This window comes from Propioniciclava coleopterorum (assembly GCF_011393335.1).
Lineage (GTDB): Bacteria > Actinomycetota > Actinomycetes > Propionibacteriales > Propionibacteriaceae > Propioniciclava > Propioniciclava coleopterorum.
This window is the reverse complement of the sequence record NZ_CP049865.1, coordinates 3,543,769-3,555,901: the sequence shown is the minus strand read 5'-3', so window position 1 is coordinate 3,555,901 and position 12,133 is coordinate 3,543,769. Positions and strand designations below refer to the sequence as shown.

Here is a 12,133-nt window from a genome sequence, read left to right as displayed (position 1 = left end):
TGTGACGCCGCGGCGGGTCGGGGCGACGTTCTGGGACGTCGCCGCCGACCTGGTCGCCCGGCACGCCGTCCGGGTCGACCGGCCGCGCGGCAGCCGGCACCCGCGGTTCCCCGAGGTGGTCTACCCGCTCGACTACGGCTACCTGGAGGCGACCTCCGGCGGCGATGGCGAGGGCATCGACATCTGGGTCGGGACGCGCCCCGGCGCCGGGCTGATCGGCGCGTTCGTGACCGCCGACCCCCACAAGGCCGACATGGAGGTGAAGCTCGTCTGGGACGCCGGCCCCGACGACGTGGCGACCCTGGAGCGCTTCTACGCGCCGCAGCCCCAGGGCGCGCTCTACGTGCCGCGCCCCTGATCAGGTCGGGGATCCCAGACCGGCGGCCGGTACCGCTCCGGCGGCGAGCCGGCGAAGGGGATGTCGCCCAGAAGCGTGAATCAGTTCGCCTGTGTCAGTGACCGACCACGCCCGCCTCGGTGTAGAGCGTGGTGCCCGCGTCCGCCGCCGCCACCGCGGACGCCAACCGCGCCGCCCGAACGGGGTCATCTTCGCCTGCGCTTCCGGGACGGTCAGCCAGTGGAGCGCCAGGATCTCGTGGCCGTCGGGACGCAGGCGCGGCTTGTCCAGCTCGACGACGGGGTCCGTGGCGAACACGAGCTCGACGGCGTCCTCCCAGCCTCTGTAGGGGGCCAGCCAGTCCACCACCAGCACGCCTCGGACGCCGGGGGCGAAGCCCATCTCCTCGACCATCTCGCGGGCGCACGCGTCGCGCGGGGACTCGCCGGGCTCGACGATCCCGCCGGGCAACTCCCAGTCGTCCTTGAACGAGGTCTCGCACAGCAGCACGCGCCCCGCCTCGTCGCGCACCAGCGCGTGCGCGATGAGCCGTTTGCGGGGCGTCACCGAGTTCATGACGTGCCGATGCGCCTCGGGCCCCTCGGGATCCCCGGTCAGGCGCGCGTAGACCAACTCGTCGACCCAGCCGTCGCCGCGCGGACGCGCCTCCCGCAGCCGGCCCTCGAGCCGGAATCCGCGCCGGTGCAGCGCGCGCCTCCCCTCGACGTCGTCGGCCGCGACGCGCTCCTCGGTGCGCCGCGGCTCCCGATCCGACACCTAGCGGGCCTCCGCGACCGCCTCGGAGACCTCGGCCTCCTCCGTCGGCTCGGAGACCTCGGGGGCCTCGGGGCCGTCGGACGCGGACTCGACCGCGCGCCGCGGCTGGGCCCCGTCGGCGACGTCGCCGTCGTGGCGCAGGATCACCGCGCCGAGCGGCGGCACCTGGACCTTGGCGTGCGCCGGGTACTCGCCCCAGGTGCCCTCGGTGGCCTCGACGGCGCCGAAGTTGCCGATGCCCGAGCCGTCGTAGACGGTGGCGTCGGTGTTGATGACCTCGGTCCACGTGCCCGCCTCGGGCAGGCCGATCTCGTAGTCGTACCAGGGCTCCGAGCTGAAGTTCACGATGACGGCCAACTGCTGGCCGGCGTCGTCACGGCGGATCCACGAGTAGGTATTGCGGCCCGCGTCGTCGGCGTTGATCCACGAGAACCCCGCGGGGTCGCCGTCCAACTGCCACATCGCCGGGTGCTCGCGGTAGACCTCGTTGAGGTCCTTGATGAGGCGCTGCAGGCCGTGGTGGCCCCACAGGTCCGAGACCCACCACTCGAGGCTGACGGCCTCGTTGAACTCGGAGCGCTGCCCGAACTCCTGGCCCATGAACAGAAGCTGCTTGCCCGGGAAGGCCCACATGAACGCGTAGAACGCGCGCAGCGTGGCGAACTGGCGCCAGGCGTCCTGCGGGATCTTGTTGATCATCGACCCCTTGCCGTGCACGACCTCGTCGTGGCTGATCGGCAGGATGAAGTTCTCCGAGTACTGGTAGACCATCGCGAAGGTCATCTCGTGGTGGTGCCACTGCCGGTAGATCGGCTCCAGCGCCAGGTAGCGCAGCGAGTCGTTCATCCAGCCCATGTTCCACTTGAAGCCGAAGCCCAGGCCGCCCAGGTTGGTGGGCTGCGTGACCCCGCCGAACGAGGTGGACTCCTCGGCGATCATCGCCACGCCCGGGACGCGCTCGTAGAGGTGCCGGTTGACGTAGCGCAGGAAGTCGATGGCCTCCAGGTTGTGGTTGCCGCCGAACTCGTTGGGCACCCACTCGCCGTCCTCGCGGCTGTAGTCGAGGTAGAGCATGGACGCCACGGCGTCCACCCGGAGCGCGTCGATGTGGAACTCGGTCACCCAGTACAGCGCGTTGCTGACCAGGAACGACTTCACCTCGTCGCGGCCGTAGTTGAAGATGTACGTGCCCCAGTCCTTGTGCTCGCCCTGGCGCGGGTCGGCGTGCTCGTACAGCGCGGTGCCGTCGAAGCGTCCCAGCGCCCACTCGTCCTTGGGGAAGTGGCCGGGCACCCAGTCGAGGATGACGCCGATGCCGGCCTGGTGCAGGCGGTCCACCAGGTAGCGGAACTCGTCGGGCTTGCCCAGCCGGCTCTGCGGCGCGAAGTAGTTGGTGACCTGGTAGCCCCAGCTCGGCTCGAACGGGTGCTCGGTGACCGGCAGGAACTCGACGTGGGTGAAACCCTGCCACGTGACGTACTCGACCAGTTCCTCGGCCAACTCGAGGTAGGTCTTGCCCTTGCGCCAGCTGCCCAGGTGCACCTCGTAGATCGACATCGGCTCGACCTGCATGTTCTTGGACGCCCGCGCCTCCATCCACGCGTCGTCACCCCAGCCGAACCGGCTGGTGTAGACGATGGAGGAGTTCGCCGGCGCCTGCTCGGCGAAGGTCGCCATCGGGTCGACCTTCTCGTGCCACACCCCGTCGGCGCCCAGGATGTTGTACTTGTACAGCGTCCCGTCGCCCACGCCCTCGACGAAGGTGGCCCACACGCCGGTGCCGGGGATGCGCGTCATGGCGTCGCCGGTCCACCAGTTGAAGTCGGCGTTGATCCGCACCTCCTGGGCGTTCGGCGCCCACACCGCGAACCGCGTCCCGGTGAGCTCACCGCGTTCGTCGTCGTGCACCGTCACGACGTGCGCGCCGAGCCGCTTCCACAGCTCGGTGTCGCCACCGCTGTGAAAACCCTCGAGGTCCCAACCGGTCAGGCCTCCGTGCGGATCATGAGACATCGTCGTCGCTCCTTCTCAGTGGGTGTTCTTCGGGACCGCTCACGCTAGCGGCAATGACGGCCCGCAGGGGGATTTGGACCCAGTCGGGTCGGTTGCGGATTTCGTAGACCACCTCGTAGACGGCCTTGTCGATGACGTAACCGTTGAGGAGGTCGGCGCGGGGCGGCTCGCCGGCGCAGTAGCCGTCGAGGAACGCCGCGGTGGCGGCGTCGGCCCACGCGAGTGCCTCGGCCGACGCAGGCTCCGGGTGCGCCGAGCGGGCGTAGTCGAACGAGCGCACCATGCCGGCCACGTCGCGCCACGGCGAGTCGAACGCCCGCCGCTCGGCGGCCGTCTTGGCCGGCTCGCCCTCGAAGTCGATGATGGTCCAGCCCGCCGGGGACGCGAGCGTCTGGCCGAGGTGGAAGTCGCCGTGGACGCGCTGGACCGCGAGCGTGTGGCCGCGCAGGGCGTCGAAGGCCGACCGCAGCGCCGGCACGTGCTCGGCCAGCGGCGGCGCGACGGCCGCGGCGGCGTCCAGCCGGGACGCCATGGTGTCGGCGAGGTCGTCCCCGGAGCGCTCCTCGAAGCCGAAGGCGTCGGCGAGCCGGGCGTGCACCTCGGCGAGCGCCGCCCCGAGATCGCGTGCCTCCCGGCGGAAGTCCGCGCCGGCCACGCACGCCGCGGTGGCGCGTTCCCAGCCGTCCTCGGCGCCGGCGATGCGCTCCAGCACGATGCCCAGGTCGGTGGTGTGGCCGGCGGGCCAGTCCGCGGTGAGGCGGCCCCGCAGGGCGGGCACGCGGTCGCCGGACAGCGCCACGAGCACCTCGGCGTCCAGGTTGGGGCCCGGCTCGATGCGCCGGAACAGCTTGTAGAGGTCCGACTTCCCCAGCGTGAGCGTCGTGTTGGACTGCTCACCCCGCCACACCGCGACGGGCACCTCGGAGAACGCGGGCGCCGTGGCCGCCACGAACGCGGCCAGCGCGCCGGGGTCGGTCGTCGCGTCCACGACCCGGACGCCCCGGCCGTCCGCCTCCTCGGTGCCCAGCACCGTGCCGGGGGTGTGCTCGGACTCCGGATACAGCGCCACGAGGAGGTGGTAGTACTCGGTGTGCCCGTCGGGGAACGCCAGGGTGGCGACCTCGCTGCGGACCGCCGGGACGGCGTCGGGGTCGGTGTGCGTCGCCACCGGCTCCAGCCCCACGATCGAGGCGCCCGCGCCCTTGCCGCCGAACCACCGGACCGACTCGAGGTGGCTCATCCACGCGTCGTGCAGTGCGCTCACGTCGTGCCCCCTCTCGCGTCGCTCCCGGTCACTGCACCGCCAGGACGTGCGCCGGCTGGGAGGGCGTGAGCCGGACGAAGTTCCGCGCGCCCCACGTGAACGTGGTGCCCGTCAGCTCGTCGCGGACCGGCAGCGCGTCCCCGACCTTGAGGCCCAGGGCGGGCAGGTCCAGGTGCACCTCGGTCTCGACGGTGTTGTCGGGATCCAGGGACACGATGCACAGCACGTGGTCGTCGCCGTCGGACTTCGAGTAGGCGATGACCCGATCGTTCAGGGCCGTGTGGAAGTGGATCTGTCGCAGCTGCTGCAGCGCGGGGTGCCGGTCGCGGATCGCATTCAGCGTCCCGAGCAGCATGTTGAGGTTCGGCTCGGCGGTGTAGTCGCGCGGTCGGAACTCGTACTTCTCCGAGTCGAGGTACTCCTCGCGGCCGGCCGCCAGCGGCTCGTGCTCGAACAGCTCGAAGCCGGAGTAGACGCCCCACGCCGGCGACAGCGTCGCCGCCAGGATGGCCCGGATCGCGAAGATCGCCGGGTTGCCCGACTGCAGGTGGAACGGGTTGATGTCGGGGGTGTTGACGAAGAAGTTCGGCCGGTAGAAGTCGGCCATCTCCTCGGAGAGTTCGAGCATGTACTCGGTGATCTCCTCCTTCGTCACCCGCCACGTGAAGTAGGTGTAGCTGGACTGGAAGCCGACCTTGCCCAGGGCGTGCATCATCTCCGGAGTGGTGAAGGCCTCGGCGAAGAACAGCACGTCGGGGTCGGTTCTGCGCAGCTGGGCGAAGATCCAGGCCCAGAACTGCACCGGCTTGGTGTGCGGGTTGTCGACGCGGAAGATCTTGACCCCGTGGCCGATCCACAGCTTCAGGATCCGCAGCACCTCGTTGTAGATGCCCTCGGGGTCGTTGTCGAAGTTGATCGGGTAGATGTCCTGGTACTTCTTCGGCGGGTTCTCCGCGTACGCGATCGTGCCGTCGATCCGCGTGGTGAACCACTCGGGGTGCTCCTGCACCCACGGGTGGTCGGGCGAGGCCTGCAGCGCGAAGTCGAGCGCCACCTCCATGCCCAGCGCGTTGGCCTTGGCGACGAAGGCGTCGAAGGAGGCGAAGTCGCCCAGGTCGGGGTTGATCGCGTCGTGGCCGCCATCGGCGTTGCCGATCGCCCAGGGCGAGCCCGGGTCGTCGGCGTGGGCGTCCAGGGTGTTGTTCTTGCCCTTCTTGAACGCGTGTCCGATCGGGTGGATCGGCGGCAGGTACACCACGTTGAAGCCCATGTCGGCGATCGCCTCGAGGCGCCGGGCGGCCGTCTCGAACGTGCCGGACGCCCAGGTGTCGGTGGCGGCGTCGTAACGGGCGCCCTCCGAGCGCGGGAAGAACTCGTACCAGGACGCGTACAGGGCGCGCACCCGGTCGACGAACAGCGGGAAGTCGGCGGTCGGGGAGACGAGCTCGCGGGGGCCGTAGGCGGCCATCGCCCGGGACAGCCCGGGGGCGTCGGCGACGTCGAGCAGGTCCTCGGCGGGACGCTCGGGGATCAGCAGCTGCGCGGTGGCGCGCAGGATGGACGCCTGCACAGGGTCGCCGGCCTCCTCGGCCGCGCGTGCGGTGCGCTCCAGCAGGTCGCGGCCCTCCAGGCACACCAGCTCGACGTCGACGCCGGCGGGCAGCTTGGCCTCGGCGTTGTGCAGCCAGGTGCCCCACGGGTCGGACCAGCCCTCGACGCGGAACGTCCACAGGCCCTCGGAGTCGGGGCGGACCCAGGCCTCCCACGGGTCCAGGCCGCGCGGCTCGAGCGGGGTCATGTCGTGGCGGGTCTCGTTGCCCCGGGGGTCGGTGAGGATCACCGAGGCGTTGACGGCGTCGTGGCCCTCCCGGAACACCTTGGCCCGGATCGGGACGTTCTCGCCGACGACCGCCTTCGCGGCGTAGGCGCCGCCCTCGATGACGGGCTCGACCTTCAGCACGGGGATCCGGCCGATGCCGCGCACGACCGTCGTCACCGGGTCGAGGTCCACCTCGAGCGGGGCGGTCGGCGTCGCGGCCTGGGCGGCGGCCGCGGGGGCGGACGCCGGGGGCCGCGGGACCGCCACGGGGGAGCCCGCCGGGGGCTTGGGGAGCGGCGGGTGGGGCACGGCCGACGGCGTCGGCGCCGGGGGTGTCTCGGCGGCCGGCTGGACGGGCTCCGGTGCGGATGGGGACTGGGGCTTGCGTCGCGAGGTCACGCCTCCACGCTACTAGACCCCCGTGGTCGAAGGCAGGGGTGTCGACCGCCTGCTGGGCACCGACGCCTGCAGCACCACGACCGTCTGGGCCGGCACGGCCAGCACCTCGCCGGGCGCGAGCCGGGACCGGTCGAAGTCGTCCGGCGCGCCGGTGTGGGCCGCGATCGCGTAGTCGGTCGCCCAGGGCGCCCCGGGCAGCGTGACGTCGAGGTCGTCCCCGGCGTTGACGAACACCAGGAAGGCCTCCCGGGCGTCGGACAGGTACATGCCGAGCGCGCGGCGTCCGCCCTGGTGCCAGTCGGCGATCGTCATCTCGCCGCCGTGCTCGTTGAACCAGGCCGACTCGGTGCGGCCCAGGCCGCGGCCGTCCTCGCCGATGACCTCCTGCCGGGACCGGAACCGGGCCGGCCGCAGCACCGGGTGCGCGGCGCGCAGCCGCAGCAGCGTCTGGGTGAGCTCCCACTGGTCGGACCAGTCCTCGGCCTGGGACCAGTTGACCCACGAGATGGGGGAGTCCTGGCAGTAGGCGTTGTTGTTGCCCTGCTGGGTGCGGCCCATCTCGTCGCCGGCCAGCAGCATCGGCATCCCCGTCGACAGCAGCAGCGTCGCGGTCATGTTCCGCATCGTGCGGTGGCGGGCCGCGTTGATCCGCTCATCGTCGGTCTCGCCCTCGAAGCCGTGGTTCCACGAGCGGTTGTCGTCGGCCCCGTCGCGGTTCCGCTCGCCGTTGGACTCGTTGTGCTTGAGGTCGTAGGTGACGACGTCGCGCAGGGTGAAGCCGTCGTGCGCGGTCACGAAGTTCACCGAGCTCGTGGCCGCGCGGCCGTCGTGGTCGAAGATGTCAGCCGAACCGGCCAGGCGGGTCGCGAGTTCCTCGACCCCGTGGATCGCCCCCCGCCAGAAGTCACGGGTGAAGCCGCGGAACCGGTCGTTCCACTCGCTCCAGTCCCGGCCCCAGCGGCCGAGCTGGTAGCCGTAGGGGCCCAGGTCCCACGGCTCGGTGATCATGATGGCCTGCGACAGCACCGGGTCCTGGGCCAGCGCTTGTTTGAAGGCGTGGTCCTGGGTGACGTGGTGCTGGGAGTCGCGGATGAGCGTGGTGCACAGGTCGAACCGGAAGCCGTCCACGCCCATCTCGGCCACCCAGTAGCGCAACGAGTCCAGCACCAGATCCAGGACGCCGTCCTTGGCGGTGTCGACCGCGTTGCCGCACCCGGTGACGTCGTAGTCGTTGCGCAGGTCGGAGGTCAGCCGGTAGTAGCCCGCGTGGTCGATGCCGCGGAAGCTGAGCGTGGGGCCGTCGTGGCCGCCCTCGGCGGTGTGGTTGTAGACCACGTCGAGGATGACGGCGATCCCGGCGTCGTGCAGCGCCGAGACCATCTCCTTGAACTCGCGCACCTGCTCGCCGACGGTGCCGCTGCTCGAGTAGGGGGCGTGCGGGGCGAAGAATCCCAGCGTGTTGTAGCCCCAGTAGTTGACCAGGCCGCGGCCGACGGCGAACGGCTCGGACACGAAGTGCTGGACGGGCAGGAACTCCACGGCGTTGACGCCCAGGTCGGTCAGGTGCTCGACGACGGCCGGGTACGCCATGCCGCCGTAGGTGCCGCGCAGGTGCTCGGGGACCGCCGGGTGCAGCTGGGTGTAGCCCTTCACGTGGGTCTCGTAGACCACGAGTTCCTCGGGGCGCGGCCGACGCGCCAGCGGCCGGGGCGGCGGGGTGTCGGCGACGACGACGCTCAGCGGCACCGACGCGAAGGAGTCGCGCGGGTCGGGCAGGTAGTTCGACTCCGGGGTGTGATCGCTGATCGGACCCGAGTAGTCGACGCCTCCGGTGATGGCGCGGGCGTAGGGGTCGACCAGCAGCTTGGCGGGGTTGAACCGCTCGCCGGTGACGGGGCTCCACGTCCCGTGGACGCGGTAGCCGTAGCGCTGCCCGTCGCCCACCCCGGGCACGAACAGCGTCCACACGCCGTCGGGGTTGCGGGTCAGGTCGTGGTTGGTCTGGCGCCGGTCGGCGTCCACCAGCGCGAGTTCGACGCGGTGCGCGCGCGGGGCCCACAGCGAGAAGCGCGTCCCCCCGTCTCGGACCCGTGCCCCCAGCACGGACGAGTCCACCGGGTGAGTGAGGGGCGTGGTCACGGGTGAATCTCTTTTCGGGCGGCGGACGGTGGCGGTGGGGGCAGCGACCCATTGTGCCCCCACCCGTCAAAGCGGGTCCACCCGCCCCGCTTGCCACCTCCTAGACTCGCGCCGGGAGGAACCATGCGCCACTACCTGGACCACGCGGCCACGTCGCCGCTGCGCCCCGCCGCGCTCGCGGCGATGCAGCGCGGCTGGGAGCTGGCCGGCAACCCCGCTTCCCAGCACGCCGGGGGCGCCGGGCGCACGCGCTGCTCGAGGACGCCCGCGAACAACTCGCCGACGCCCTGGGCGCGCACCCGACCGAGGTCGTGTTCACCTCCGGGGGCACCGAGGCCGACAACCTCGCCGTCCTGGGCGGCGCGGCCCGGGGCGCGGACGCCGGCCGGCCCCGGGTGGCGGTCTCGTCCGTGGAGCACCCCGCCGTCTTCGAGGCCGCCGCTTCCCTGGGCGGGCGGCGGACGATCCTCCCGGTGGACGAGGACGGCGTGGTCACACCGTCGGCGCTGGGCGCGCTCGACGACACGATGGCCTGGGCGTCGCTGATGTGGGTCAACAACGAGACGGGCACGATCCAGCCGATCGACGCGTTCGTGGCGGCGTGCCGCCGCGCCGGCGTCCGGGCGCACAGCGACGCCGTCCAGGCGCTGGGCCACCTCCCGCTCGCGTTCGACGACTCCGGGCTCGACGCGCTGACCGTCACCGCCCACAAGGTCGGCGGGCCCGTCGGCGTCGGGGCCCTGGTGGCGCGCCGCGACGCCCCGCTCGCGCCGGTCGGGCACGGCGGCGGCCAGGAGCGCGCGCTGCGCTCGGGCACCGTCCCGGTCGCGCTCGCCCTGGGGTTCGCCGCCGCCGCGGCCGAGGCGGTCGGGCGGGCCGAGGCCGAGAACGCGCGGCTGGAGGCCCTGCGGGCCCGGATCGCGGCCGGGGTCGAGGCGATCCCCGGGACGCGCCTCAATGGCGGCGCAGAGGTCGGGCCCGCGATCACCCACGTGACGTTCGACGGCGTCCGCGCCGACGACCTCCTCCTGCTGCTGGACGCCGCGGGCATCGACGCGTCCACCGGGTCGGCCTGCACCGCGGGCGTCCACCGGCCCAGCGAGGTGCTGCTGGCCATGGGGCGTACCGAGGCGCAGGCCTCGGCGTCCCTGCGCTTCTCCCTGGGTTGGACGAGCACAGACGCCGACGTGGACGCCCTCCTGGCCGCCCTGCCCGACGCCGTGGCGCGGGCGCGGGCGGCGTCCGCGTAGGCCGCGATGCTCGCCCGGCCGCCGAGCGCCTAGAATCGGTCCTCGGCGAACGAGCGAAGGGGGCGGCGCGATGCGGGTGCTGGTGGCGATGTCCGGAGGGGTGGACTCCTCCGTCGCGGCCGCGCGCATGGTGGCCGATGGCCACGAGGTCGTCGGGGTGCACCTCGCGCTGAACCGCAACCCGCAGACGTACCGCTCGGGCGCGCGCGGCTGCTGCTCGCTGGAGGACTCCCTGGACGCCCGCCGCGTCGCCGACACCCTCGGCATCCCGTTCTACGTGTGGGACCTGTCCGAGCGGTTCGCCGCCGACGTCGTCGACGACTTCGTGGCCGAGTACGCGGCCGGGCGCACCCCGAACCCGTGCCTGCGCTGCAACGAGAAGATCAAGTTCGCCGCCGTCCTGGAGCGCGGGCTCGCGCTGGGCTTCGACGCGGTCGCCACCGGCCACTACGCCCGGCTGGACCGCGCCGGCGACGACGTCGCGCTGCGGCGGGCCGCGGATGCCGCCAAGGACCAGAGCTACGTGCTGGGCGTCCTCACCCAGGACCAGCTGCGGCGCTCGCTGTTCCCGCTGTACGGCACCGTCAAGGCCGACGTCCGCGCCGAGGCCGAGGCGCTCGGGCTGCGGACGGCGTCCAAGCCGGACAGCCACGACATCTGCTTCATCGCCGACGGCGACACCGCCGGCTTCCTCACCCGCGAGCTGGGGGAGCGCGACGGGCTCATCCTGGACGCCGCCGGCGCGGTCGTCGGCACGCACACCGGGCACCACCAGTTCACGGTCGGGCAGCGCCGCGGCCTGCGCCTGGGCGTCCCCGCGGCCGACGGGCAGCCCCGCTACGTGCTGGGCATCTCCCCGGTCGACAACACGGTCACCGTCGGCCCGCACGAGCGGCTGGCGGTCTCCCGCATCGAGGGCATCCGCCCGAGCTGGGCGGTGCCCGAGCCCCGGCTGGGCGCCTGGCGCGGGCTCGTGCAGGTCCGCGCGCACGGCGAGCCGATGCCCGCCACGATCACCGCCGCCCCCGCGTCGGTGACGATCGAGCTCGATGCGCTCGCGTTCGGCATCGCGCCCGGCCAGGCCGCGGTCGCCTACGACGGCGACCTGGTGGTCGGCGCCAGCACCATCGCGGCGGCCGCCTGATGCGGACCTCCGGGCTGGGCTCGCTGCCGGGCACCGACGTCGCCGGCGGCGTCCGGCTGGCGCTCGCCGACGTCGATCTGCCGTGGCTGCCCGAGTTCCCCGCCCGCGGCCCGTGGGCCGGAATGATCGGCCGCTCGCTGGGCATGGCCGAGGGGCTCGGCGCCACCCTGCTCGCCGGCGAGTGGCACCTGGCCGACGTGCCCGGGATCGACCAGCGCCGCGCCCGCGCCACGCTGCGCGACGACCTCGACATCTGCGAGGAGAACGCCCAGGGCTTCACCGGGACGCTGCGGCTGACCACCGCCGGCCCCTGGACGCTGGCCGCGGCCACGCTGCTGCCGCGCGGCGGCCGCGTCCTGGGCGACCGGGTCGCCCGCCGCGACCTGGCCCAGGCGCTCGCCGCCGGGGTGGCGCAGGTGCGCGGCGAGCTCGCGCGGCGGCTGCCCGGGGCGACCGTCACGCTGCAGGTCGACGAGCCGTCGCTCCCGGCCGTGCTCGCGGGATCCGTCCCGACCGAGGGCGGCTACTTCCGGCACCGTGCCGTCGGCACCGAGGAGGCCGTGACGCTGCTCGCCGGACTCGGCGGCGACGTGCTGCACTGCTGCGCGCCCGGCCTGGACGTCGAGGCGGCGATCGGCCCGCACGGCGCCGGCTTCTCGGCCGTCGCGCTGGACGCAAGGCTGCTGGGACGCCCCGATTGGGAGCGGCTGGGTCCGCTGCTGGAGGACGGCCGACTGCTCTGGCTCGGCCTCGCGGACGCCGCCGCGGCGGTCGCGCCCACCGCGGACCGGCTCACCGCCGACGCCCTGGCGGCCCTGCGTCCGCTCGAGCTCGGGCCGGTGCTGCAGGAGTCGATCGTGCTCACCCCGTCGTGCGGCCTGGCGTCCTGGCCCGTCGCGCAGGTGCCCCGGGTGTTCGCGGCGTTGCGTACCACCGCCGAGCGTCTGGACGACGAACTCGCGCGCTGAACCGTCGGCGGCGCGCGGTAGGT

8 protein-coding genes and 1 pseudogene are annotated in these 12,133 nt (G+C 72.9%); 4 read left to right on the top strand and 5 right to left on the bottom strand.

Annotated elements, in window-relative coordinates:
• The first annotated feature begins 1 nt into the window (after position 1).
• Positions 2 to 358: an inorganic pyrophosphatase gene (locus tag G7070_RS16835; protein ID WP_206079848.1), complete on the top strand. Its 357-nt coding sequence runs from the start codon at positions 2 to 4 to the stop codon at positions 356 to 358.
• On the opposite strand, the gene G7070_RS16830 is transcribed toward G7070_RS16835, so the two are convergent.
• The 5 genes and pseudogenes from G7070_RS16830 to glgX all read right to left on the bottom strand — a co-directional run bounded on the left by G7070_RS16830 (position 359) and on the right by glgX (position 8,748).
• Complete coding sequence (locus G7070_RS16830; RefSeq protein ID WP_166234697.1) at positions 359 to 1,114, bottom strand: NUDIX hydrolase; 756 nt, start codon at positions 1,112 to 1,114, stop codon at positions 359 to 361. It abuts the gene before it with no gap.
• A gap of 129 nt (positions 1,115 to 1,243) precedes the next feature.
• Positions 1,244 to 3,127 (bottom strand): annotated as a pseudogene (glgB, locus tag G7070_RS16825) (1,4-alpha-glucan branching protein GlgB); the annotation flags it as partial.
• A complete protein-coding gene (locus G7070_RS16820) occupies positions 3,117 to 4,391 on the bottom strand; it encodes a phosphotransferase (protein ID WP_166234695.1) in 1,275 nt (424 codons plus the stop codon). The pseudogene glgB and the gene G7070_RS16820, both read right to left, overlap by 11 nt.
• A gap of 28 nt (positions 4,392 to 4,419) precedes the next feature.
• Complete coding sequence (locus G7070_RS16815) at positions 4,420 to 6,609, bottom strand: alpha-1,4-glucan--maltose-1-phosphate maltosyltransferase (RefSeq protein WP_284690947.1); 2,190 nt, start codon at positions 6,607 to 6,609, stop codon at positions 4,420 to 4,422.
• A gap of 12 nt (positions 6,610 to 6,621) precedes the next feature.
• Positions 6,622 to 8,748 (bottom strand): glycogen debranching protein GlgX, encoded by a 2,127-nt coding sequence (gene glgX / locus G7070_RS16810; protein ID WP_166234694.1) that lies wholly within the window; start codon positions 8,746 to 8,748, stop codon positions 6,622 to 6,624.
• 194 nt (positions 8,749 to 8,942) lie between these two features.
• Between glgX and G7070_RS16805 the strand changes: the two genes are divergently transcribed.
• From G7070_RS16805 to G7070_RS16795, 3 genes are all read left to right on the top strand, one after another.
• Positions 8,943 to 9,998, top strand: coding sequence for a cysteine desulfurase family protein (locus G7070_RS16805; protein ID WP_348981504.1), 1,056 nt, complete (start codon positions 8,943 to 8,945; stop codon positions 9,996 to 9,998).
• A gap of 70 nt (positions 9,999 to 10,068) precedes the next feature.
• Positions 10,069 to 11,142: a tRNA 2-thiouridine(34) synthase MnmA gene (mnmA, locus tag G7070_RS16800; RefSeq protein ID WP_166234693.1), complete on the top strand. Its 1,074-nt coding sequence runs from the start codon at positions 10,069 to 10,071 to the stop codon at positions 11,140 to 11,142.
• Positions 11,142 to 12,110 (top strand): uroporphyrinogen decarboxylase/cobalamine-independent methonine synthase family protein, encoded by a 969-nt coding sequence (locus tag G7070_RS16795; protein WP_166234692.1) that lies wholly within the window; start codon positions 11,142 to 11,144, stop codon positions 12,108 to 12,110. Before mnmA ends, G7070_RS16795 begins: the two co-directional genes overlap by 1 nt.
• The last annotated feature ends 23 nt before the right edge of the window (positions 12,111 to 12,133 follow it).

Bases quoted from the DNA above. Each gene is read 5' to 3' on its own strand.
- mnmA (WP_166234693.1), top strand. From the start codon at position 10,069: ATGCGGGTGCTGGTGGCGATGTCCGGAGGGGTGGACTCCTCCGTCGCG.
- G7070_RS16795 (WP_166234692.1), top strand. From the start codon at position 11,142: ATGCGGACCTCCGGGCTGGGCTCGCTGCCGGGCACCGACGTCGCCGGC.